This is a genomic window from Synechococcus sp. KORDI-49 (assembly GCF_000737575.1).
In the GTDB taxonomy this organism is placed as follows: domain Bacteria; phylum Cyanobacteriota; class Cyanobacteriia; order PCC-6307; family Cyanobiaceae; genus Parasynechococcus.
Genome location: NZ_CP006270.1, coordinates 1,920,495 through 1,942,779 on the forward strand (window position 1 = coordinate 1,920,495; position 22,285 = coordinate 1,942,779).

Consider the following 22,285-nt stretch of genomic DNA (forward strand, 5'->3'; position numbering starts at 1 on the left):
AGGCGAACCTTGAACAAGCGCTGGAGAACCATCGGTCTGACGGCCCTGCTGGTCTTGGCGATCGTGGTGATCGCCCCGGCCTTCCTCGGTGGCGGCAACACCCAGCAGGAAGCGCGGACCATGCGCTATAGCGATTTCGTCGAGGCCGTTCAGGAGAATCAGGTCAGTCGGGTTCTGATTTCACCCGATCGCGGCACAGCGCAGGTTGTTGAGAACGATGGCCGCAGAGCCGAGGTGAACCTGGCTCCTGACAAGGAACTGCTGGGTCTGCTGACCGAGCACAACGTTGATATCGCTGTCCAGCCCTCGAGCCAGCCGAGTGCCTGGCAGCAGGCAGCCGGCAGCCTGATCTTCCCGCTGCTGCTGCTGGGTGGATTGTTCTTTCTGTTCCGCCGGGCTCAATCCGGTGGTGGTGGCAACCCGGCCATGAATTTCGGCAAGAGCAAGGCCCGCGTTCAGATGGAACCTTCGACGCAGGTCACCTTCACCGATGTGGCCGGCATCGAGGGCGCCAAGCTCGAACTGACGGAGGTCGTTGACTTCCTCAAGAATCCCGAGCGGTTCACAGCCGTTGGCGCCAAGATCCCCAAGGGGTGTCTGCTGGTCGGTCCTCCCGGCACCGGCAAGACGCTTCTGGCCAAGGCTGTGGCTGGTGAAGCCGGAGTTCCTTTCTTTTCGATCTCGGGTTCTGAGTTCGTCGAAATGTTCGTCGGCGTCGGCGCGAGCCGCGTTCGCGATCTGTTCGAGCAGGCTAAGAAGAATGCCCCCTGCATCATCTTCATTGACGAGATCGATGCGGTCGGCCGTCAGCGGGGTGCTGGCCTCGGCGGTGGAAATGACGAGCGCGAGCAGACACTCAATCAGCTGCTCACCGAGATGGATGGCTTTGAGGGCAATACCGGAATCATTATCATCGCGGCCACCAACCGTCCTGATGTTCTTGATGCGGCCTTGCTGCGTCCCGGTCGCTTCGATCGTCAGGTGACCGTCGACCGTCCTGATTACTCCGGCCGTCTTCAGATCCTCGGTGTTCATGCCCGCGGCAAGACCCTCGCCAAGGATGTTGACCTCGACAAGGTGGCCCGCCGCACTCCCGGATACACCGGCGCTGACCTCGCCAACCTGCTGAACGAGGCTGCGATTCTCGCAGCCCGCCGTGAGCTCACGGAAGTGAGCAACGATGAAATCAGTGATGCGATCGAGCGCATCATGGTTGGTCCTGAGAAGAAGGATGCCGTGATCAGCGAGCGCAAGAAGTGGCTCGTGGCTTATCACGAAGCCGGTCACGCGATTGTTGGTGCCCTGATGCCCGACTACGACCCGGTTCAGAAGATTTCCATCATTCCCCGCGGCAATGCCGGTGGCCTCACCTTCTTCACTCCCAGTGAGGAACGCATGGAGTCTGGTCTTTACTCCCGCGCCTATCTGCAGAACCAGATGGCTGTCGCCCTCGGCGGCCGTGTCGCTGAGGAGATTGTCTACGGAGAAGACGAAGTCACTACGGGCGCATCGAACGACCTCCAGCAGGTGGCATCCACCGCTCGCCAGATGATCACAAGATTCGGGATGAGCGACAAACTCGGGCCGGTTGCCCTGGGTCGCTCCCAGGGCGGCATGTTCCTGGGTCGCGATATCGCTGCTGAGCGTGATTTCTCCGAGGACACGGCATCCACCATCGATCAGGAGGTGTCGGATCTTGTTGATGTCGCCTACAAGCGAGCCACCAAGGTGCTGGTTGATAACCGACCAGTTCTCGATGAGCTGGCTGAGCTGCTCGTCGAGCAGGAAACAGTTGATGCCGAGGAGCTGCAGGAACTTCTGATCACCCGCGACGTCCGCGTTGCCGAGTACGTCTGAGCGACCGGAATCCGTTTGGCGATCAAGGCAGGATGCCTTGATTGCCTCCCTCCAACAGCAGCCTCTGCTGGTTGTGGTTCGTCCGGATGAGCGGGATCTTGCCGGCCAGGCCGGCTCCGGTTCACTGCTCGATCAGCTTCGTTTGCTTCAGGACAGCGGGCTGGTTCATGTGGAGGTGGCCTGGCGGGACCACCCTCTCTGGTCCCCATTCATCAGACGCCTGAGAGAAGCCTGTCCGCAACTGCTGGTTGGCGCAGCCTCCGTTGTCCAGCGGGAGGCTCTTGCCGAGCTGGCGGATCTGGATCTCCGTTACGCTATGTCACCCTGCTGGGATCCAATCCTGCTGGATCAGGCGCGTCGGCAGGGGATTCTTCTGGTTCCGGGGGTGTTCAGCCCTACGGAAGTGATGCAGGCGATCCGTTGCGGGTGCCGGCTGGTCAAGCTCTTTCCGGCGGCAACCCTGGGATGCCGCTACTGGTCGCGGCTGCTGGTTCCCCTCGGGGAGCGCCCGGCCGTGATCGCCGCCGGTGGTCTGGCCGTTTCCGACCTTGAGCAATGGTTGTCGGCTGGCCATGACGCCGTCGCTCTTGGACGTCGGGTCATCGGGCCGGATGGCGTCGATGAGCATCTGCTGCGCTGGCTGCAGGCTTCGCCGATGGAGCGGAGATGCCACCCCACTGGTTGACATGCGTCCAGGATGCTACAGATGAGATAGCTGTTTCTCTGCGTTATGTCGCAGCTCACCATCAAGCTCAGCGACAAGGCTGATGCCCTGATCGCTCAGTTGCAGAAGGAGATCTTCAACCGTCGTCGCAAGAAGGTCTCTGCCTCCGGGGTCGTCGAGACTCTGGTGGAAAGCGGCGCAAAGTCTCAGTCCGACAAGCGGTTCGCCACATCCTGGACCAACCTGATCAAGGACATCGAGAAGGCCGCCAAGCTCGCCTACGCCCACGGAAGCAAGCCATCCACTCTCACGGATGAGGAATGGGCTCTGGTTCTCAATCACAGAAGCCGCTCCTCCGCGTCCCGACCGCGCAAGACGATCAAGAAGAAAGCGGCTGCCCAGAAGCCGTCCCGTCGCACCCGCACCCGCAGTTCCGCTCAGCCTGCCGCTGAGTCTCAGGCTGTCAGCAGCAACGGCAAAGCTCCCGTCACCTCCGCCTGAGGTCGGCCCCCGGCGTCACCAGAGGCTGCATTGCCCCTGCTGACGCAGCAGGTGATCAGCGAGAACCAGGGAGACCATCGCTTCCACCATCGGCACGGCCCGCGGCAACACGCATGGGTCGTGCCGTCCCTTGCCGGCCAGCGTCGTGGCGTTGCCTTCGGCATCCACCGTCTGCTGTTCCTTGCGGATGGTGGCCGTTGGCTTGAAGGCAACGCGCAGCACGATCGGCTCACCGTTGCTGATGCCCCCCTGAATGCCGCCGGAGTTGTTGGTGGCGGTTTGTAGCCGCCCCTCTTCAGTCGGCACAAAGGCATCGTTGTGCTCGCTGCCCTTCAGCAGGGTGCCGCCGAAGCCCGAGCCGATCTCGAAGCCCTTCGTTGCCGGCAAGGACATCACCGCCTTGGCCAGGTCTGCCTCGAGTTTGTCGAACACGGGCATGCCAAGCCCCATGGCGGGCTGGCGCACAACGCATTCGATCACACCGCCGCAGGAGTCGCCCTCCCGACCGATCGCCTCGATGCGCTCGATCATGGCTTTGGCGGTGGCCTGGTCGGGACAACGCACGATGTTCGCTTCCACGTCCGCTAACGACACGCTCTGCTGGTCGATGTCGGCCTCGATGGTGTGAATCCGTTTCACCCAGGCCAGCACTTCCGTGCCGGCCGCTTTGCGCAGTAGCTGTTTGGCGATCGCACCCGCGGCCACCCGGCCGATGGTTTCGCGCGCGGACGCGCGGCCGCCGCCGCTGCGCGCCTGGATGCCGTACTTCGCCTGGTAGGTGGCATCCGCATGGGATGGACGGAATGCCACCGCCATGTCTTTGTAATCGCCGGGTCGCTGATCCTTGTTGCGCACGACCATGGCGATCGGCGTCCCGAGGGTGGTGTCGTCCATCAGGCCGCTCAGCACTTCCACCTGATCCGCTTCCCGGCGTGGCGTGGTGATATGGCTCTGGCCGGGACGACGGCGGTCCAGTTCCGCCTGGATCATCGCCACGTCCAGCTTCAGCCTCGGCGGACAGCCCTCCACGATCACGCCGACGCCGCCACCGTGGGATTCCCCGAAGGTGCTGATCCGGAAGAGATCGCCAAAGCTGCTTCCCATGGGTCAATGCCGTTCGTCGAAGGCTACGGGCAAGACTCCTCAGGCGTCTTCCACCACGAAGGACTGACCGGCCTGAGCGAAGGTCCGGTAAGGGATGAAATTCAGATCCGGCCTCAGCATCCGCAGCTCCTCCAGACCATGCCGGGCCCCGGAACGATCAAAGCGGCTGAAGCAGAAGTAGTGCTCGAAAGCCAGGATCATGCCGTTGGACAGCTTCGGTTCCAGCCAGCGCAGCACGGCTCGGACGGCGCTGAACTGCTGACAGCTGATGCTGGCCAGCGCGATGCGCGATGGCTCGGTGACGGTCGCATCGAGAGCGGTGAGATCCACGCGGCTGATGCGGCAGGCATGCGTCGGGAGACCAGCCAGACGACAGCGTCGCCGGAACCCCCCCTCCGAGATGGTTGCGGTCCCGGCCAGCCAGCGCGGGTGCAGGTCCTGGGCCGTTCGGGCTGCCGGCAGGGGCTCGAAACTGCCCATGGCCCAGATCTGGCGCTGCGTCGGCTGGGAGCGGATGGCGCGCCAGGCCAGGGGCACCTGGCGGAACCGTTCACAGCCGAATTCGGCGAAGTCTCCCTCGATCCTGTTGAAGTGGAGCAATCGGAACGCGATCGTGAAGAACCCGGCGATCTCGCGATCGTCCTGTCGCCGCTGGGCCAGCGATGCAGCGAGGAAGCGGATTCTCTCCATCACGGCTCGGTCTGCGGCCGCATCGTGCCGGGTTTCACCTCGATCGACTGGAGCAGCTCCAATCCCTCCCGCAGGGTCGTCTGCCAGTCCCTTCCCCGGCGCCGGATCAGGCGTGTGTTGGGGTAGAAGGGCGATCGCTCCTGATGATCCGGCCAGGTGGTGACACTTTCATCGTCAAGCACCACGACACAGGGGATCCCCAGCGCTCCTGCCAGGTGGGCTGTGGTGTTGCTGATGGTGAGTACCCGGCGCACGGAGGCGATCTGACCGGCATAGCCATCAAGGTCCAGGAACTGATTCACAGGTTGTGAGGTGCGGATCGGCCTGCCGCTCCGTTCAGCGAGCATCCTGCGGCCGGCGGCCCGCTCGCGGTACTGCAGCGATTGAATCCGTCCCTGCACCGTTCTCAGCACCTCGGCCCAGTCGTCGAGATCCGGCAGGTTCTTGTACATCGCCTTCGAATACCAGGAGATGCCCAGGCCGCGGCGCTCGGTCTGGAGCGATGGCGGTGGCGTGAGCGGCAGAAAGCCATTGCGGATGCTTTCCTCATCGCGACCGTAGAAGTAGGCGAGTTGCTCGTAACTGGTGACGGGCATGCGCAGCTCGGCGTCGATCTCCGAGATCTCGCTGATGAAGCGCACGGCAGGAAAACTGCGCTCGAACAGAGGAACCAGTCGTTCTTCGGTCAGAACCACCACGACCGGGACCTCCTGAACTGCCCGGGCAGCCAGGTGCACCTGGCGCAGTTCATCGCCGAGATCCCTCAGCCGACGTTGCACGAACAATCCCTCGACGCGCTGGCGCGGACCCCGCCACGGCTGTCCGGAGCCTGGATTCTCCAGTTCGGAGATCTGGTGGAACGTGCGCCAGGCCTCCTTGTAGTACCCGAAGCGCTCCATCTTGTTGGCGCTTTCACGCATGCTGCGCAGATCCCCGACCGATCGCGCCAGTGCGGCCTGTTCCGCATGCCAGCAGAGATTGTTGAAACTGATCCGCTGGACCGGCCTCGGCGGACGGAACCGTTGGATCAGTCGTCTTCCGATGCCATTCAGCTCAGGCGGCACCGGCGGTTTCCTCACCAGGGTCACTTTTCAGAAGCGCGCGTTGGCGCATGCACTGCACGTGCTGCCAGAGCTGGGCTCCCCAGAGGAACAGCCATCCAAGTCCGACCAGCCAGAACGGCTGGTCGTGGCGAAACACGTCGAACAGCAGCACCACCCGTGGCTGATCCGACCGGTTCACGGCCGAATGCAGGAACGTGTCATCCCACAGCAGACCTTCACCTTCATGGAGGTGATATGTCGTTCCATCGATGAGCAGTTCGCAGGAGGTCCGCCCATCCGCGAGTATCTGCACATAGAGCGGCAGGTGGTAGCGCCATACGCCCTTGAACGGTCCTCGGTGGGGGCGGAGCACCTTGCCGGGAGGGAACAGGCTCACCGCTGCGGAGACAACATCGCGATGGCGCGCCAGAAAACTCCTCAGGGTGGGGATCAGGGCCTGATTGGCGGGGTAGTCGTAGCCGTAACCCCGCAGCGGCAGCATGCCCCAGACCTTCCGGTCGAATTCATAGAGCGTCCGCTGCTGCTCCATGATTTCGTGGTTCGCCGGCAGGCGACCGGAGAGTGCCACCTCCAGGGTTTCACGACGGATGTCGGTGTACGCGTTCTGCAGTTCTCCGCTGGCGGGGAAGTGAGCCGACGTGTTCACCACCGGCGGGTTCTTCAGCCCCTGCTCGTAGCACCAGCGTGTCAGCTCCCTCCAGAATCTGTAATTCCAGGGGCCCCAGCGGAGCAGCGTCTTCCGCACCTGCATGGCTCAGATTGGGCTGAAGCTTGGCATGCGCGTCATGCAAAGCGTTCGGCAACCAGAAAGGATGCTCCTGTGAGACCGAAGGTCCGATACGGGTGGAACTGGAATGCGTCGTTGATCTGCGAGAACTGATCCAGCGCTGCCTGATCCCCTGAACGATGAAAGCGTGACCAGGCGAAATGGTTCTCAAAGGCAATCAGCATCCCCTGTTTCAGGCGGGGTGCAAGGCACTGCAGAACGGAGCTGACGCTGCTGTGCAGCGGGCAGTTGATGTAGGCGAAGGAGATGTTGTGCGGCAGCCTCTCCGGTGCCAGATGGGGCAGCTGTTCCCACGTCGCCCGCACCACCGTGCGCGCGCCTGCAGGAATGCCGGCCCGGCGGCAGAGACGCCTGAACTGTTCCTCGCTGGTTTGGCGTTCACCTTCGCTCCAGCGTGGGTGCAGATCGCGAAAGCCCTGTGGAGCCGGAATGCCGCTGAAGCTGTCGATGGCCCAGAGGTGGCGGTGAGTCTCTAGATCACGGCTGAAGCGATGGGCCAGTCGGAAGGTCTGTGCCCTGTCGCAGCCGAATTCCACGTAATCACCGTCGATCCCGTTGAACTCCAGCAGATGCATCGCATCCTGAAGAAACGTCCGTCGTGACGCCTCGTGACGTCGGCGGCAGTTCTGCCTCTCCAGCCAGCGCCGCAGCCTCATCGGATCTCTGAATCGATCATCGCGAGCAACTGTGCCCGGCCAGCCAGCAGCGCCTCCCGCCAGGTCCCCTGTTCCCGGCGGATCAATCGGCAGTGGGGGTAGAAGGGCGTGGTGGTGGCGACATAGGGCCAGGTGGTCACGATGCCGTTGTCCAGCACCACCACACTGGGGATGCCGAGGGCGCCTGCCATGTGGGCTGTGGTGTTGCTGATGGTCAGGACACCGCGGACTCCAGCCACCTGAGCGGCGAATTGATCCAGGTGTTTTTTCTGGTTGACCCGACGTGCCGTTTTGATCGGACGACCCGCCTTGGCGCTGAGCTGATGAAACATGGCGTCCCGCTCGCGGTACTGCAGGGACTGGATCCGGCCAGGCAAGTCAGAGAGCACGTGGGCCCAGTCGTCGATGGAGGGGAGGGATTTGCCGATGGCTCTGGAGTACCAGGCAATGCCGATGCCCTGTGCTGGTTCTTCGGCGTCCGGAGGGACCAGCGGCAGAAAGGATGTTCGGATCGCCTCGTCATCGGTGCCGTACCAGTAGGCGAGTCTCTCCTGAGCAGCCATGTGGCTGAAGGTCGTTGGATCCAGTGGTTGCTTCCTGTCCACGAACTCCACGCTCGGGAAGCTTCTCTGCAGCAGAGGGATCAGCCGCGCCTCCACGCGCGCGGTGACCTGGGGAACGTCGCGGGCGGCATGGGCGACGAACCGGATGATGCGCAGCTCGTCTCCAAGATCTCGTGTGCGCTCCAGGATCAGCAGTCGACGGCAGGGGTGCTGCGGCCCCTGCCAGATCGGCAGGGTCAGCTCCGTCTGCCCTTCCGTGCAGGCAGCCAGTGATTTCCACGCTTCCCGGTAGCAGCTGCCGCGTTCGAAGCGGTTGCCCACGTAGCGAAGACAGTTCCAGTCTTTCTCCCAGATTCCCCGGCGCATGCGATCCGCGATGCGACTGGCAGTCCGATAGTCCATCCAACCTGTTTGATGCAGAGACAATCGCACGAGGCGGACCCGTTGCTGTCACAACAAAAAGCCCCCACCTTGCGGTGAGGGCTTTCCGATTCAGTTGATCTGAATCGTTTGGTCTGTTCCAGAAGGAACAGGTTGATTCCAGATCAACCGATGGCAGGTGCCTGCAGAGCCACAGGAGTGGACTCAGCAGCAGCCAGGTCGAGGGGGAAGTTGTGAGCGTTGCGCTCGTGCATCACTTCCATGCCGAGGCCGGCACGGTTCAACACGTCGGCCCAGGTGTTCAGGACGCGGCCCTGACCATCAAGGATGGACTGGTTGAAGTTGAAGCCGTTCAGGTTGAAGGCCATGGTTGACACGCCCAGGGCGGTGAACCAGATGCCGACAACAGGCCAGGCAGCCAGGAAGAAGTGAAGGCTACGGCTGTTGTTGAAGGAGGCGTATTGGAAGATCAGGCGACCGAAGTAACCGTGGGCAGCCACGATGTTGTAGGTCTCTTCCTCTTGGCCGAACTTGTAGCCGTAGTTCTGGGACTCGGTCTCGGTGGTTTCACGCACCAGGGAGGAGGTCACCAGGGAGCCGTGCATGGCGGAGAACAGGGATCCACCGAACACACCTGCGACGCCCAGCATGTGGAAGGGGTGCATCAGGATGTTGTGCTCAGCCTGGAACACCAGCATGTAGTTGAAGGTGCCAGAGATGCCCAGGGGCATGGCGTCAGAGAAGGAGCCCTGACCGAAGGGGTAGACCAGGAAGACAGCAGAGGCTGCAGCGACAGGTGCGCTGTAGGCAATGCAGATCCAGGGGCGCATGCCCAGGCGGTAGGAGAGTTCCCACTCGCGGCCCATGTAGGCGTAGATGCCGATCAGGAAGTGGAAGACAACCAGCTGGAAAGGACCGCCGTTGTACAGCCACTCATCGAGGGATGCAGCTTCCCAGATGGGATAGAAGTGCAGGCCGATGGCGTTGGAGGAGGGAACAACAGCACCAGAGATGATGTTGTTGCCGTAGATCAGGGAGCCAGCGACAGGCTCGCGGATGCCATCGATGTCGACCGGGGGAGCGGCGACGAAGGCGATGACGAAACAGATGGTGGCAGCCAGCAGGGTGGGGATCATCAGCACACCGAACCAACCGACATACAGACGGTTGTTGGTGGAGGTGACCCACTCGCAGAAGGACTGCCAACTAGAAGCGCCGGAGCGCTGCTGGATGGTGGTGGTCATGAGAACGGAAAGAAGTGCCCCCGAAGGGACGGTTTAAGGAAGGGCAGGGATGCCCTGCCTCCATCCAATGTAACGGAAGTTTGCGGTGTGTATCGCCGGCTTTATGAAGTTGATGTGAAGTCAGCTTGAGCCCCGCCGGCGGACGCGCTTGTTAGCGTCCCGGAACGCCTTGCAGCATCAGCGTTGTCGCCACAACAGGAACGGGTGCTGCTTGTGCGGCTGCCCTGCAATCCCATCTTCCCGATCGGGCCGATTTACCTCGCGGACCATCTCCACAAGTGTTTCCCGGAGATGCCGCAGCGGATCCTCGATCTCGCTGCCCTTCCGGTGCTGGACGTGCGGCGGGTGCTGCTCCAGACGATCGATCAGTTCCGCCCATCGCTGCTGGTGTTCTCCTGGCGGGACATTCAGATCTATGCCCTGTTGGATGGTCGCGGAGGCAATCCGCTGCAGAATTCATTTGAGGTCTTCTATGCCCGCAACCCGCTGAAGCGTCTGCACGGTGCTCTCGGTGGCCTGCGGCTGATGACCAGTCATTACGGCGAACTGCACCGCAACCAGAGCCTGGTGAGTCAGGGTCTCAAGCGAGCCCGCCGCCATCAGCCGTCAGCCCGTGCGGTTCTGGGTGGAGGTGCGGTCAGCGTCTTCTACGAACAGCTCGGACGGTCTCTGCCGAAAGGAACGATCGTGTCCGTTGGGGAAGGGGAGCCGCTTCTGGAAAAGCTGCTTCTGGGTCAGTCCCTTGAGGCGGAACGCTGCTTTGTGGTGGGCGATCCACCCCGCCCCGGTCTGATCCATGAACAGCCGGAGAGCCGTCCGAAAACGGCCTGCGATTACGACTACATCGCCTCGATCTGGCCTCAGCTCACCTGGTACCTCGAAGGCGGTGATTTCTACGTCGGCGTTCAGACCAAGCGGGGATGCCCCCACAACTGCTGTTACTGCGTTTACACCGTTGTGGAAGGAAAGCAGGTGCGACTCAACCCCGTGGAGGAGGTGGTGAAGGAAATGCGCCAGCTCTACGACAGGGGTGTTCGCGGTTTCTGGTTCACCGATGCCCAGTTCATCCCGGCACGCCGCTACATCGAGGACGCCAAGGAACTGCTGCGGGCGATCAAGGCCGAGGGGCTCACAGGCATCCGCTGGGCCGCTTACATCCGTGCCGACAACCTGGATCCCGAGCTGGCACAGCTGATGGTGGAGACCGGCATGAGTTATTTCGAGATCGGCATCACCTCGGGCTCTCAGGAGCTCGTGCGCAAGATGCGCATGGGCTACAACCTGCGCACCGTTCTGGAGAGCTGCCGGATGCTGGCCGATGCCGGTTTCCGGGATCACGTCTCGGTGAATTACTCCTTCAACGTGATCGACGAACGACCCGAGACCATCCGCCAGACCGTGGCGTATCACCGTGAACTTGAGGCGATCTTCGGGGCAGACCGGGTTGAGCCGGCCATCTTCTTCATCGGCCTGCAGCCCCACACCCACCTGGAGCAGTACGGCTTCGAGCAGGGTCTGATCAAGCCTGGCTACAACCCGATGAGCATGATGCCCTGGACGGCTCGGAAGCTTCTCTGGAATCCGGAGCCGATGGGCAGCACCTTCGGGCGTGTGTGCCTGGAGGCCTTTGATCGCAATCCCGGCGATTTCGGCCGCACCGTGATGAGCCTGCTGGAACGGGATTACGGCGTTGCACCGCTTCAGGACTCCCTGCGGGCTCCTGTGTCAGGTCGTGCTGCTTTGGCGACAGCCGTGAGCTGACGGTTCAGCACCACCGTCAGGCTTGCTGCCGCCACAAGACCGCCGAGGGGATTCGGGTTCAGGCCGCCAGGACCGACCAGCCAGGCAGGAGCATCCGGTGACAGCTGCAGCAGGCTGCTCTGCAGCAGGAACCATCCCCCCACAAGTCCGCCGTGCAGGCCGATGGATCCCCACAGCGATCCCCCATCCAGCTGCCGTTGCACCGCCAGCACCAGACCGAGAACAAACAGTCCGCTCAGCAGTCCGAGCATCGGCCAGACACCGAGGTTGAAGCGGGTGTGTACCAGGCTGAAGCATGCCGCCTGGGCCAGCACACCGCCGGTCGAGCCAAGCAGCTGATTCAGTTCCTCCCAGAGCCAGGCCCGGAAGATCAGCTCCTCCGCCAGTCCCACTCCGATCGCGAGCAGCAGGGCATTGAGACAGCGCCCCAGCGACCATTCCCCAAGCCAGTGTCCCCAGCTGCCCGCCAGCACCGGGATCACCACCAGCAGCAGCAAGCCCCCGGCCAGACCGGTGCCGCGCAGCCAGGCGACCGGCGGAGCCGGTCGTCCGCCCTGCCCACCTCCGCTGAGGCCCAAAGCCCGCCAGCCATTGCGGGCGCCCCAGCGCAGACGGCTCCAACGGGGAAGCAGGAGCACGAACAGCAGGAAGCTGATCAGGGTTCCGATCAGGGCCAGATGTTCCGGCGTGAGCCCGAACGGTTCCAACGGCCGAACGGCGATCCATCCCAGGCCGTAGAGCACGGGGATCAGCAGAAGGGTGGGAAGTCCTTTCGGTTTGAGCTGAATCAGGGAATCCAGCAGCGTCAGAGGGATGCGGCTCAGCTTTCCGGTTCGATCGTGCTGGTGAGTCCCTTGGCCTTGAGGGTTTCGCAGTAGAACTCCGCCGGCTCCAGATCACAGACGATCACAAGGCCGACGCCTGTGTTGTGGGCTTCCATCATCACCGCCATGGCGTCCTGTTCGCTCAACTGGGGTACCACCTGCTGCAGGGTGGTGACCACGTATTCCATGGTGTTCACCGGATCGTTGTGAAGCAGCACCTTGTAGCGGGGGGATTGCTTGCGCACCCGCTCGGGAGCTTTCTCCATCACCGCAGCGCCGCCGGGGCTGCGGCTGGGGGTCTCCACCGCCATGGCCTGATAACTCGGCTGATTCAAACCTAAAGGAATCCGAAACACAGCGCTGTCAAAGAGCCTTGATGCGTGCCATGGCGTCATCCACGTTGGCGCGGCTGTTGAAGGCAGACAGGCGGAAGTAGCCCTCACCCGCCGCTCCGAAGCCGCTGCCAGGGGTGCCCACCACATTGGCCTTGTTGAGCAGATGATCGAAGAAGCCCCAGGAGTCCATGCCCTCCGGGGTCTTGATCCACACGTAGGGCGCATGCTCCCCGCCGTAGATGGTGAGCCCTGCGCTGCTGAGCTCATGCCGAATGATCGCTGCGTTCTCCATGTAGAAGCTCACCAGCGCCTTCACTTCTGCCTGACCGGCGTCGGAGTACACGGCTTCGGCGCCTCGCTGGATGATGTAGCTGACGCCGTTGAACTTGGTGCTCTGTCGGCGGTTCCACAGGCCCCAGAGCTCCACGTCCTCACCGTTGGCGGCCTTGCCCTTCAGGCCTTTGGGCACCACGGTGAAGGCACAGCGGGTTCCCGTGAAGCCGGCGTTCTTGGAGAAGGAGCGGAATTCGATGGCGCAGTCGCGCGCACCCTCGATCTCAAAGATGGAGTGCGGCAGGGCCGGATCCTGGATGAAGGCCTCATAGGCCGCATCGAACAGGATCAGGGCCCCGTTGCTGCGGGCGTAGTCGACCCAGGCCTTCAGCTGCTCCCGGGTGGCCACCGCTCCGGTGGGATTGTTGGGGAAGCACAGATAGATCAGATCCACCGGTTCGCTGGGAATCTGAGCGGCGAAGCCGTTATCGGCGCTGATCGGCAGGTAGGTGAGCCCGGCGTAGCGGCCCTCATCCCCGGCATCACCGGTGCGACCTGCCATCACGTTGGTGTCCACATACACCGGGTAGACCGGATCGGTCACGGCGATGCGGTTGCCCTCACCCAGGATGTCGAGGATGTTGCTGCTGTCGCATTTGGAGCCGTCGGAGACAAAGATCTCGTCGGCACTGATCTCGCACCCGCGGGCCTGGAAATCGTGCTTGGCAATCGCCTCCCGCAGCCAGCCGTATCCCTGTTCGGGGCCATAGCCGTGGAAGCCTTCGGCGGTTCCCATGGCATCGATGGCTGACTTCATCGCTTCGCGACAAGCCAGGGGCAACGGCTCGGTCACATCGCCGATGCCGAGGCGGATCAGGGCGGCATCAGGATTGGCGGCACTGAAGGCCTTCACGCGACGACCGATCTCGGGAAACAGGTAGCCCGCCTTGAGCTTGAGGTAATTGCCGTTGACCTGCACCACGGAACCTGAGGAGCTTCTGTCGGGGCATCTTGCCTTGCCAGCAGCTCCATACGATGCATCCAGGAGTGAGGACATCCGCCGTGGTTGTGTCTGCCTTGGATCACCCGGTTGATTTCCATGCGCTGGTGGACAGCGGCATCAACAAGCCGGCCCGGTACATGGGGCACGAGCTGGGGGTGGAACCACGGGACTGGTCGTCCGCCTCCGTCCGGTGGGCTCTCACGTATCCCGAGATCTACGAGGTGGGCTCCAGCAACCTCGGTCACATCATTCTCTATTCGATCCTCAATGCCGTTCCCGGGCAGCTGTGTGATCGGGCCTATCTCCCTGCCGGGGATCTGGCGAGTCGGCTGCGGGAGCGACAGCAGGCGTTGTTCGCGGTCGAGAGCCGACGCCCACTGCCGGCCTTCGACATCCTCGGTTTCAGCCTCAGTTACGAACTCGGCGCCACCAATATCCTCGAGATGCTGGATCTCTGCCGGTTGCCGATCCGAGCGGAGGATCGCGGCGATCTGCCGCTCAGCGATCCGGCCGCGCCACCACTGATCTTTGCCGGCGGTCCCACGGCCACCAGTAACCCGGAGCCCTACGCCCCCTTCTTCGATTTCATCGCTCTCGGTGATGGTGAGGAGCTGCTGCCGGAGATCGGGCTGGTGGTGGCCCAGGCCAAGGCGGCTGGGTCGCGACGTTCCGAGCTGCTGCGGGATCTGGCACAGGTGCCTGGGGTCTACGTCCCGGCGCTCTATGCCCCCGGAGCCGATGGCGTCACCCTCGAACCACTGCATCCGGAACTGCCACCGCGCGTTCTGCGCCGCGTGGCCACACCGATGCCCCATTACGCCATGGGTCTGGTGCCCCATGTGGAGACGGTGCATGACCGGCTCACGGTGGAGATCCGCCGCGGCTGCACCCGCGGCTGCCGGTTCTGCCAGCCCGGGATGCTCACCCGACCGGCCCGGGATGTGGAGCCCGAGGCGGTGATCGAGGCCGTGGAGACCGGAATGAAGCAGACGGGTTACAGCGATTTCTCGCTGCTGTCGCTGAGCTGCAGCGATTACCTGGCCCTGCCGGCTGTGGGCGTGGAGCTGCGCAACCGTCTGGCGGATCAGAACGTGACGCTGCAGCTGCCCAGCCAACGGGTGGATCGCTTTGATCAGGACATCGCCCACATCCTCGGAGGCACGCGGCAGGCCGGCCTCACCTTTGCCCCGGAAGCGGGCACCCAGCGGCTGCGCGACATCGTCAACAAGGGACTGACGGATGACGACCTGCTCAACGGCATCCGTACCGCCATGGAGAACGGTTACCGCAAGGTGAAGCTCTACTTCATGATCGGTCTGCCGGGGGAGACCGACGCCGATGTGCTCGGCATCGCCGAGACCTGCGTGATGTTGCAGCAGCGCTGCCGTGATCTGGGTCGGCTGAACCTCAACATCACCATCAGCAACTTCACGCCCAAGCCCCATACCCCGTTTCAGTGGCACAGCGTCTCAACGGCGGAGTTCGAACGTCGTCAGCAGCTGTTGCGGGATGCCTTCCGGCGCCTGCGAGGGCTGAAGGTGAACTACACCGACGTGCGGCTCTCGGCCATGGAGGACTTCGTGGGCCGCAGCGATCGCCGTCTGGCCCCTGTGATTGAAGCTGCCTGGCGGGCTGGGGCCGGGATGGATGCCTGGTTTGAATCGCTTGATCGCACCTACGCGGCCTGGACCGGGGCGATCGCCGAGGCGGGTCTGGAAGGCCGGTACCGCCAGATGGAAGTGGGCGGCTGGAGCGCGGTGGCGGCACTGGACCGGGACGACCTCGACAGCTTCTGCCGGCAGCCGCTTCCCTGGGATCACATCGACACCGGCATTGACAAGGCATGGCTGGCGGAGGATCTCAAGCGAGCCCTGGCTGCGGCGGTGGTCCCCGACTGCTCGTTCGAGGGCTGCAGCAGCTGCGGCGTCTGCGGTCCGGATCTGGGCCACAACGTGGTCGTTCCTCCACCGCAGGTGCCCACGCAGGTTCCCACCAAGGCACCACCGAGTGCACGGGTCTGCCGGCTCCGTATCCGTTTCGCCAAGACCGGTTCCATGGCCCTGCTCAGCCATCTGGACCTGGTGCGGATGCTGGAGCGTGCCCTGCGCCGCAGCGGCCTTCCGATCAGCTTCACCGGCGGTTTTCATCCTCTGCCACGCCTTCAGATGGCTCTGGCGCTTCCCCTCGGGGCGGAAGCCCATGGCGAATGGATGGATATGGAGTTCAGCGAACCTCTGGACTCCGGGACCTTCCAACAGACCTTGCAGCCTCTCATTCCCCAGGAGATCCGGTTGCTGCAGGTCAGCGACGTGCCGGTCAGTGGTCCCAGCCTGTCCCAGCAGATCCGGGCGGCGGTGTGGAGTTTCGATCTCCTGAGGCCCGCCCTCCCTCATGACCACGACGCCCCGTCGGATTGGTCATCGGCCCTCACGGCTCTGATCGCTTCCGAGCAGTTGATCTGGCATGACACCGACAAGAAGGGCCGGCCGCGCCAGCGGGACTGCCGGCCAGCACTCAGGAGTCTGAAGCCGCTCGGCGAGCCAGGCGGTGAACGCATTCGCCTGCGGCTCGAGGCGGAGGTGGATCCGATGGGCCGCAGTCTCCGTCCGGCACAGATCCAGCATTGGCTGTCGGAGCAGCTGGGGGTGGCGCTGGAGCTGCGAGCGCTCTGCCGGGATGAGCTGCAGCTGGTGCAGTGCTAGTTTGTTCCCAGGACGACCAAATGCATTCCCTGCATTTCGTTGCTCCCGGTCTTTTTTGATCCATTCAGGACACAAGACCCCAATGCTCTAGCGGCGGTCTGAATGCTCTGACCGGAACCGCGAGCCTGGAAACAGAGGAGTTCCGACTCCGCACTATTTCTGCCGATCCGGCGTTTTTCCTTTCATCACCCGATGCAGATCGTCTGATGACGACTGATCGGTTCCGAGGTCCATCAAGGGCTCCTATTCCGTTTGTTTATGCCCCAGCAAATTGTCATCGCGGAGCAGCTGCGTATCGCAGCGGTGCTGTCCGATGAGCGCGTCGATGAGCTGATTGTTGCCCAAGGCCGTTATCAGATAGGCGATGTTTATCTCGGCACTGTTGAGAATGTTCTCCCGGGAATTGATGCGGCTTTCGTCAACATCGGAGAGAGTGAGAAAAACGGCTTCATCCATGTCACCGATCTGGGGCCACTGCGCCTGAAGAAGGGGGCTGCCGGCATCACCGAACTGCTGGAACCGCGCCAGAAGGTGCTCGTTCAGGTGATGAAGGAGCCGACAGGAACGAAGGGGCCCAGGCTCACCGGCAACCTTGCCCTGCCGGGTCGGTATCTGGTGCTGCAACCCCACGGCCAGGGCGTCAACATCTCCAGGCGGATCAGCGCGGAGACGGAGCGCAACCGGCTGCGGGCACTCGGTGTGCTGATCAAGCCGCCTGGAGCGGGTCTCCTGATCAGGACCGAGGCGGAGGGCATCAGTGACGAGCTGCTCATCGACGATCTCGAGGCCTTGCTGCGCCAGTGGGAGGCGATTCAGCAGGCCGCTGAGACCGCCAGCCCTCCTGTGCTGCTCAACCGGGATGAGGACTTCATCCACCGGATCCTGCGGGACCACATGGGCCCGGATCTGGCCAGGGTCGTCGTGGATGATCCCGCTGCGGTCGAGAGGGTGACGGGATTTCTCGGTGCTGATGGCAGCACCGTTCTGGTGGAGGCTCACAGCGAGCCAGACGAGCTGCTGGAGCACTACAAAGTCAACGCCGCTATCCGGGATGCCCTGAAGCCAAGGGTTGATTTGCCATCGGGTGGATACGTGATCATCGAGCCCACCGAGGCTCTGACGGTGATCGATGTCAACTCCGGCTCGTTCACCCGTTCTGCGAACGCCCGCGAAACGGTGCTGTGGACCAACTGCGAGGCGGCCATTGAGATCGCCCGTCAGCTGAAGCTGCGCAACATCGGCGGCGTGATCATCATCGATTTCATCGATATGGATTCGCGGCGCGATCAGCTGCAGCTGCTCGAGCACTTCACGGGGGCGGTTCGTGATGACGCGGCTCGGCCGCAGATTGCTCAGCTCTCTGAACTGGGACTGGTGGAGCTCACCCGCAAGCGCCAGGGCCAGAACATCTATGAACTCTTCGGTCGTGCCTGCCCAAGCTGCGGCGGCCTCGGTCATGTCGCTGTGCTGCCGGGCAAGGATCTGCTGCAGCCGCTGGCCACCGCGAGCGGTCTGGTGCGGTCCGCCGCCTCCGCCCGCGCTGAGGTGCTTTCCCCAGCCGAGGGAGGCAACGGCCGTCGACGCCGGGGTGGCCGTGGACGCAGTGGGCCGGACACGACGCCAGTGGTCGCAGCTGCGGGCGCGGAGACCGTGGTCAGCGATGAGAACGGTGTTGACGATTCCCAGGAGGACACGCAGAACACAGCGGCCACCCGTCGCCCCGAGCCCGAGCTGGTGGCGGTGCCGATGACGGCGGAGCAGCAGGAGGTTTACGGCTGGCTGGGGCTCAATCCGGCTCTGCTGCTGGAGTCTCCGCCGGAGTCGGACAACGTTCTGGTGCGGGTGGTGAGCCCGGGAGAGGATCCTGAAGCGGTGCTCGAGGAAGCGCGTCAGCAGCTGGCCGCCAGCTCAGGTCGCCGGCGACGGCGCGGGCGTGGAGGCCGCGGATCCGGCCGCAATGGTCAGTCGGCTCCGGTGGCGGTGAGTGAACACGAGTCGTCCGTCCCGGACAGGGTTTCGTCTGAAGCCGAGCCGGAAACGGCGCCGCTGATGGTGGAGATCACCCCCCTGGAGATCACCCCGCAGGTGCTGCCTGAGCCGGAGTTGCCCTCCGTTGAGCCGGAGATCGCTGCCATCGCGGTTGCAGAAGAGGAGAAATCGGAGGAGGAGCTGGAGGAACCCCGCCGCCGCCGGCGGCGCTCATCAGCGACGGCATCCAGCTGAGTGGTCGATGCCGGCGATGACCCGATTCCTTCGGGATCGGCGATCGCCGGCATCGATGAAGTCGGTCGTGGCTGTCTGTTCGGCCCTGTCTTTGCGGCCGCTGTGGTGCTCGATGGGGAGGCCGCTGACACCCTGCAGGCCGCTGGCCTGACGGACAGCAAGAAACTCACGCCGCGGCGCCGGGCCGCCCTTGTTCCCAGGATTGAAGAGCGCAGCCTGGCCTGGGCTCTCGGTCAGGCCTCGGCGCGTGAGATCGATGGAATGGGCATCCGTGGGGCCACGGAGCTGGCCATGCTGCGGGCCCTGCAGCGGCTTCCCTCTCGCCCTGAGCTTGTGCTGGTGGATGGCACCCTGCCTCTGCGCTTATGGACCGGACCTCAGCGCACCGTGGTGCGAGGGGACAGCCGATCAGCGGCGATCGCGGCCGCCAGTGTGATCGCCAAGGAAGCCAGGGATGCCTTGATCCGACGGTTGGCAGTTCGTTTCAGGGGGTATGGCCTGGAGAAGCATGTCGGGTACGGCACGGCTCTGCACCGTGAGGCTCTGCTGGCCTCAGGGCCCACCGCTCTGCATCGCCGCAGTTTCCTGACGCGCCTGTTGAAGAGCTGAGTTGCCCGCATCGGTCTCCCGGCACCAGCGGCGGAAATCAGCCATCAGCTGCTGGCCCACCCGGGCCTTGATGCCCACCAGGATGCCTTTGAGAAGCGATTCCCCGGTCGTCTCCAGTGCACGGCGGGGCACCAGCCTGAGCAGCGGCGGCTGACTGACACTCACCGACAGCCTGGCGTCGCCGCAGAGGCCACGGGGTGTCGCTTTGAGGATGGCTTCGAGGCTGAGCTGAAAGTCATCCACCAGACCCAGCCCTTCCAGTTCGCAGTCAACGGCGCGCATCTGCAGGCAGGAGGGATCAGCCTCGATCTGCAGGCAGACGATCGGTTTCACCTGCAGCTGGAACACCTGAAGGCTCGTGACCACGTAGCGATAACGACCGGGGCTGAGCCTGGTGAGCTGATGGGCATCCAGCAGTGCCGCGAGCAGGCGTTCCTCCTGCTGCAGGTAATTCGGCAGCCGCTCGGCATGACGCTTGACAGGGAGATCAAGCTGCTGACTGGCTTTGAAGGCCAGAGGCATGAACATCACCTGACACGGCATGATCCTATCGAGTCCCAGCCTTTTGCCCCGATGCCGACACGCATCGCATTCCTTGGCCCGACGGGGACCTACGGCGAGCAGGCAGCCCAGTCGCTGATCGCCCTGGAACAGCTGCCGCAGCCTGAGCTTGTTCCCTGCGTCGGTCTGCGGGCGGTGGTGGAGCAGCTGGCCTCCGGCGGCTGCGATGCTGCGGTGGTGCCGGTGGAGAACTCGGTGGAGGGTGGGGTCACCGCCACCCTCGATGCGCTCTGGTCACACCGGGACCTGTGCATCCGACGGGCGCTGGTTCTGCCGATCCGTCATTCGCTGCTCAGCAGCGGTTCTCTGGACAGCATCACCGAAGTGCTGTCGCATCCGCAGGCGCTGGCGCAGTGCTCCGGATGGCTGGCCCGCCAGCTGCCCCAGGCGTTGCACCTGCCGACATCCTCAACCGCAGAGGCTGCACGCATGGTCTGCGGCAGTCGTTTCCGGGCCGCGATCGCTTCCCGCAAGGCAGGAGAGGAGCACGGCCTGAAGGAGCTGGCTCATCCGGTCAACGACGTCGCGGGCAATCGCACCCGGTTCCTGCTCCTGCAACGGGGGGAGCGCCGCTGCTCCGGTGATGTGGCCAGTCTGGCCTTCTCGCTGCGGCGCAATGCCCCCGGAGCTCTGCTGGAGGCGCTGGCCAGCCTGGCCCGTCAGAACCTGAACATGAGCCGGATCGAGTCCCGACCGTCCAAGCGTGAACTCGGTGAATACGTGTTCTTCGTGGATGTGGAGCTTCCCGTCGACAGCCAAGTGGTGCTGGAGGCCCTTGTTGCCGAGCTGACACCGCTCTGCGACCACCTGGCGAATCTGGGGGCGTATCCCAGCAGCGAGCAGATCAACGACGCAGACGGAACACCCCGAACTGCATGAGTCCGGTGGCGAAGGCCCATCGCATCAGCAGCAGGGTGGGGGTTTCACGCAATCCCTGAAGCACGGCTGCCGGGCCGAGACCGAGCACGGCTCCAGGTCGGCGCAATCCTTCGGCGATGGAGTCGATCCAGGAGGGGAGGGTGGCGGCGGTCCAGTCCCCGGTGACGACGTCACCGCGTCGATGGCAGCTGGCTTCCAGGTTGCCGCTGAACCCCTTGATGCTGGCGAATTCAGGATGGGCCCACTGGTGAAGCAGCTGGCGCATCACCCAGCGTTCAGAGCGGTTCATGGCGCCGTCGGAGGGGTCCCGTCGATTCCAGTCAGCCACTGCGAGCGTGCCACCGGGACGCAGCACCCGGAGCAGTTCATCGGCGTAGCGCTGCTTGTCCGGCATGTGGGGACCGGCCTCCACACTCCAGACGGCATCGAAACTCTGGTCGGCACACTGCAGATCCAGAGCATCCATCACAGCGAAGCGACAGCTGAGCCCCTCGGCTGTGAGCTCCGTGGCCCGTCGCACCTGGGCAGGGCTGATGCTGATGCCAAGAACGTCAAAACCGTAATCACGGGCCAGGATCCTGGCGCTGCCGCCGATGCCGCAGCCCACATCGATCAGCTTGGAGCCCGGCGGGAGTTGGTCCAGGCCGCTCCAGCGCACCAGCTCATGGACGAACGCTTCTTTGGCGGCGCGGAAATCGCTGGATTGCGGAGGATCTCCGTAATGACCCAGATGGACATGCTCTCCCCAGAGCCGTTCCAGCAGTCGGTCATCGGTCCAGGCGTCATAGGCCGCTGCGACACTGTCTGATGATTCGTAGCGGCGATCCCGGCGCAGCCAGAGCAGCAGGGCAGCACCACCACCTGCGGCGGCAATCAGCAGAAATTGGCTCAGCATCAGGCGTCTGTGCTGTCGGTGTCGCTGTCGCTGTCGGACAGGGTGTCTTTCAGAACGGTCCGTGCCGCCAGCTGCCGGCGGGTGTGATCGAGCATTTCAAACTGACGCTTGAGGCGTTCGTGGGTGTCGGTGAGCTCCAGCAGGGCCTGCTGTTCTCCGGCCGCATGGGGGTCCAGATGGGCACCGATCCAGAAGGAGAGCTCACGGGGGAGATCGGGCAGATCGTCGGGCAGGGTCACCTCCTGCCCCTGCAGCTTGCCGGTGAGGGTGATCACGTCGTTGAGGGCGTGGTTGACCGAGTCGCTCAGATCGTTGAGGCCGCTGTGGTCCTCCACCTGCTCGTCTTCCATCCAGGTGACCATTGCGCTGCGGAACGGGGTTTCGCGGGTGATGTTCAGAACGCGGAACCGCTGCTGGCCGAGCGTGACGATGTAGCTGCGACCGTCGTCGGTGGTCTGGTGCTGGAGCACTTCGGCGCAGCAGCCGACCTCTGCCATCTCACGGGTTTCGGGATCGATGCGGACCACGCCGAAACGCTTGTCGGACTCCAGCACCGACTGCAGCAGCATGCGGTACCGGGATTCGAAGATGTGGAGCGGCAGCAGCTGCTGCGGGAACAGAACGACGTCCGGCAGGGGGAACAGGGGCAGCTCCCTGACGGCGTAATCAGACACGAACGTCGTCCAGAACAGTGTGTGAATCGTAGGAA

The 22,285-nt window shown here is 63.6% G+C and carries 21 protein-coding genes; 8 read left to right on the plus strand and 13 right to left on the minus strand.

Annotation, left to right across the window (positions count from 1 at the left end; genetic code table 11):
• Positions 1 to 9: 9 nt before the first annotated feature.
• Genes ftsH through KR49_RS09705 form a run of 3 tightly spaced genes read left to right on the plus strand, consistent with a single transcriptional unit; the run spans position 10 to position 3,022 of the window.
• Positions 10 to 1,857 (plus strand): ATP-dependent zinc metalloprotease FtsH, encoded by a 1,848-nt coding sequence (gene ftsH, locus KR49_RS09695; protein WP_043694696.1) that lies wholly within the window; start codon positions 10 to 12, stop codon positions 1,855 to 1,857.
• Positions 1,858 to 1,894: 37 nt separating this feature from the next.
• Positions 1,895 to 2,542 carry a bifunctional 4-hydroxy-2-oxoglutarate aldolase/2-dehydro-3-deoxy-phosphogluconate aldolase gene (locus KR49_RS09700; protein ID WP_156957176.1) on the plus strand — a complete coding sequence of 216 codons (648 nt, stop codon included), beginning with the start codon at positions 1,895 to 1,897 and terminating at the stop codon, positions 2,540 to 2,542.
• Positions 2,543 to 2,587: 45 nt separating this feature from the next.
• Positions 2,588 to 3,022, plus strand: coding sequence for a hypothetical protein (locus KR49_RS09705; protein ID WP_043694702.1), 435 nt, complete (start codon positions 2,588 to 2,590; stop codon positions 3,020 to 3,022).
• A gap of 15 nt (positions 3,023 to 3,037) precedes the next feature.
• Here the strand turns inward: KR49_RS09705 and aroC are convergent, their stop codons facing one another.
• From aroC to psbA, 7 genes are all read right to left on the minus strand, one after another.
• Positions 3,038 to 4,126, minus strand: coding sequence for a chorismate synthase (aroC, locus tag KR49_RS09710; RefSeq protein ID WP_043694705.1), 1,089 nt, complete (start codon positions 4,124 to 4,126; stop codon positions 3,038 to 3,040).
• A 39-nt stretch (positions 4,127 to 4,165) separates the two neighbouring features.
• On the minus strand, positions 4,166 to 4,816 hold the full coding sequence (locus KR49_RS09715; RefSeq protein ID WP_043694708.1) for a hypothetical protein: 651 nt from the start codon (positions 4,814 to 4,816) through the stop codon (positions 4,166 to 4,168).
• Positions 4,816 to 5,904 (minus strand): hypothetical protein, encoded by a 1,089-nt coding sequence (locus tag KR49_RS09720; RefSeq protein ID WP_043694711.1) that lies wholly within the window; start codon positions 5,902 to 5,904, stop codon positions 4,816 to 4,818. The genes KR49_RS09715 and KR49_RS09720 overlap by 1 nt, the downstream gene beginning before the upstream one ends.
• Complete coding sequence (locus tag KR49_RS09725; RefSeq protein ID WP_052378225.1) at positions 5,870 to 6,631, minus strand: aspartyl/asparaginyl beta-hydroxylase domain-containing protein; 762 nt, start codon at positions 6,629 to 6,631, stop codon at positions 5,870 to 5,872. Before KR49_RS09725 ends, KR49_RS09720 begins: the two co-directional genes overlap by 35 nt.
• A gap of 32 nt (positions 6,632 to 6,663) precedes the next feature.
• On the minus strand, positions 6,664 to 7,323 hold the full coding sequence (locus KR49_RS09730; protein ID WP_043694714.1) for a TylF/MycF/NovP-related O-methyltransferase: 660 nt from the start codon (positions 7,321 to 7,323) through the stop codon (positions 6,664 to 6,666).
• Positions 7,320 to 8,288, minus strand: a complete 969-nt coding sequence (locus tag KR49_RS09735) for a hypothetical protein (RefSeq protein WP_043694717.1) — start codon at positions 8,286 to 8,288, stop codon at positions 7,320 to 7,322. Before KR49_RS09735 ends, KR49_RS09730 begins: the two co-directional genes overlap by 4 nt.
• A 143-nt stretch (positions 8,289 to 8,431) precedes the next feature.
• Complete coding sequence (psbA, locus tag KR49_RS09740) at positions 8,432 to 9,511, minus strand: photosystem II q(b) protein (RefSeq protein ID WP_043694721.1); 1,080 nt, start codon at positions 9,509 to 9,511, stop codon at positions 8,432 to 8,434.
• A 183-nt stretch (positions 9,512 to 9,694) separates the two neighbouring features.
• Between psbA and KR49_RS09745 the strand changes: the two genes are divergently transcribed.
• Positions 9,695 to 11,272: a photosystem II high light acclimation radical SAM protein gene (locus KR49_RS09745; RefSeq protein WP_043694725.1), complete on the plus strand. Its 1,578-nt coding sequence runs from the start codon at positions 9,695 to 9,697 to the stop codon at positions 11,270 to 11,272.
• Here KR49_RS09745 and KR49_RS09750 read toward each other — a convergent pair.
• From KR49_RS09750 to KR49_RS09760, 3 genes are all read right to left on the minus strand, one after another.
• Positions 11,212 to 12,015, minus strand: a complete 804-nt coding sequence (locus KR49_RS09750; protein ID WP_253912744.1) for a CPBP family intramembrane glutamic endopeptidase — start codon at positions 12,013 to 12,015, stop codon at positions 11,212 to 11,214. The two genes, KR49_RS09745 and KR49_RS09750, sit on opposite strands and share 61 nt — an antisense overlap.
• 77 nt (positions 12,016 to 12,092) lie before the next feature.
• Positions 12,093 to 12,407 carry an ATP-dependent Clp protease adapter ClpS gene (gene clpS / locus KR49_RS09755; RefSeq protein ID WP_043694731.1) on the minus strand — a complete coding sequence of 105 codons (315 nt, stop codon included), beginning with the start codon at positions 12,405 to 12,407 and terminating at the stop codon, positions 12,093 to 12,095.
• A gap of 52 nt (positions 12,408 to 12,459) precedes the next feature.
• Complete coding sequence (locus KR49_RS09760) at positions 12,460 to 13,686, minus strand: LL-diaminopimelate aminotransferase (protein WP_043697280.1); 1,227 nt, start codon at positions 13,684 to 13,686, stop codon at positions 12,460 to 12,462.
• Between the two features lie 53 nt (positions 13,687 to 13,739).
• On the opposite strand from KR49_RS09760, the gene KR49_RS09765 reads away from it, so the two are divergent.
• From KR49_RS09765 to KR49_RS09775, 3 genes are all read left to right on the plus strand, one after another.
• Positions 13,740 to 16,409 (plus strand): TIGR03960 family B12-binding radical SAM protein, encoded by a 2,670-nt coding sequence (locus KR49_RS09765; protein WP_052378227.1) that lies wholly within the window; start codon positions 13,740 to 13,742, stop codon positions 16,407 to 16,409.
• 258 nt (positions 16,410 to 16,667) lie between these two features.
• Positions 16,668 to 18,632, plus strand: a complete 1,965-nt coding sequence (locus tag KR49_RS09770) for an Rne/Rng family ribonuclease (RefSeq protein WP_043694736.1) — start codon at positions 16,668 to 16,670, stop codon at positions 18,630 to 18,632.
• On the plus strand, positions 18,633 to 19,241 hold the full coding sequence (locus KR49_RS09775; protein ID WP_043694739.1) for a ribonuclease HII: 609 nt from the start codon (positions 18,633 to 18,635) through the stop codon (positions 19,239 to 19,241).
• Here the strand turns inward: KR49_RS09775 and KR49_RS09780 are convergent.
• Positions 19,185 to 19,763, minus strand: a complete 579-nt coding sequence (locus KR49_RS09780; RefSeq protein WP_156957178.1) for a DUF1997 domain-containing protein — start codon at positions 19,761 to 19,763, stop codon at positions 19,185 to 19,187. The two genes, KR49_RS09775 and KR49_RS09780, sit on opposite strands and share 57 nt — an antisense overlap.
• 51 nt (positions 19,764 to 19,814) lie before the next feature.
• Between KR49_RS09780 and pheA the strand changes: the two genes are divergently transcribed.
• Positions 19,815 to 20,681, plus strand: coding sequence for a prephenate dehydratase (gene pheA / locus KR49_RS09785; protein WP_043694742.1), 867 nt, complete (start codon positions 19,815 to 19,817; stop codon positions 20,679 to 20,681).
• Here pheA and KR49_RS09790 read toward each other — a convergent pair.
• Together KR49_RS09790 and KR49_RS09795 are read right to left on the minus strand one after the other, a co-directional pair.
• Positions 20,647 to 21,576, minus strand: a complete 930-nt coding sequence (locus KR49_RS09790; protein ID WP_043694745.1) for a methyltransferase domain-containing protein — start codon at positions 21,574 to 21,576, stop codon at positions 20,647 to 20,649. The two genes, pheA and KR49_RS09790, sit on opposite strands and share 35 nt — an antisense overlap.
• Positions 21,576 to 22,250: an LON peptidase substrate-binding domain-containing protein gene (locus KR49_RS09795; protein ID WP_043694748.1), complete on the minus strand. Its 675-nt coding sequence runs from the start codon at positions 22,248 to 22,250 to the stop codon at positions 21,576 to 21,578. Before KR49_RS09795 ends, KR49_RS09790 begins: the two co-directional genes overlap by 1 nt.
• Between the last annotated feature and the right edge of the window lie 35 nt (positions 22,251 to 22,285).

What these genes read in the sequence shown, in the direction of transcription:
- KR49_RS09705 (WP_043694702.1), top strand. Translation starts at nt 2,588, where the DNA reads ATGTCGCAGCTCACCATCAAGCTCAGCGACAAGGCTGATGCCCTGATC.
- aroC (WP_043694705.1), bottom strand. Translation starts at nt 4,126, where the DNA reads ATGGGAAGCAGCTTTGGCGATCTCTTCCGGATCAGCACCTTCGGGGAA.
- KR49_RS09715 (WP_043694708.1), bottom strand. Translation starts at nt 4,816, where the DNA reads ATGGAGAGAATCCGCTTCCTCGCTGCATCGCTGGCCCAGCGGCGACAG.
- KR49_RS09725 (WP_052378225.1), bottom strand. Translation starts at nt 6,631, where the DNA reads ATGCAGGTGCGGAAGACGCTGCTCCGCTGGGGCCCCTGGAATTACAGA.
- KR49_RS09730 (WP_043694714.1), bottom strand. Translation starts at nt 7,323, where the DNA reads ATGAGGCTGCGGCGCTGGCTGGAGAGGCAGAACTGCCGCCGACGTCAC.
- KR49_RS09735 (WP_043694717.1), bottom strand. Translation starts at nt 8,288, where the DNA reads ATGGACTATCGGACTGCCAGTCGCATCGCGGATCGCATGCGCCGGGGA.
- psbA (WP_043694721.1), bottom strand. Translation starts at nt 9,511, where the DNA reads ATGACCACCACCATCCAGCAGCGCTCCGGCGCTTCTAGTTGGCAGTCC.
- clpS (WP_043694731.1), bottom strand. Translation starts at nt 12,407, where the DNA reads ATGGCGGTGGAGACCCCCAGCCGCAGCCCCGGCGGCGCTGCGGTGATG.
- KR49_RS09765 (WP_052378227.1), top strand. Translation starts at nt 13,740, where the DNA reads ATGCATCCAGGAGTGAGGACATCCGCCGTGGTTGTGTCTGCCTTGGAT.
- KR49_RS09770 (WP_043694736.1), top strand. Translation starts at nt 16,668, where the DNA reads ATGCCCCAGCAAATTGTCATCGCGGAGCAGCTGCGTATCGCAGCGGTG.
- KR49_RS09780 (WP_156957178.1), bottom strand. Translation starts at nt 19,763, where the DNA reads ATGCCTCTGGCCTTCAAAGCCAGTCAGCAGCTTGATCTCCCTGTCAAG.
- pheA (WP_043694742.1), top strand. Translation starts at nt 19,815, where the DNA reads ATGCCGACACGCATCGCATTCCTTGGCCCGACGGGGACCTACGGCGAG.
- KR49_RS09790 (WP_043694745.1), bottom strand. Translation starts at nt 21,576, where the DNA reads ATGCTGAGCCAATTTCTGCTGATTGCCGCCGCAGGTGGTGGTGCTGCC.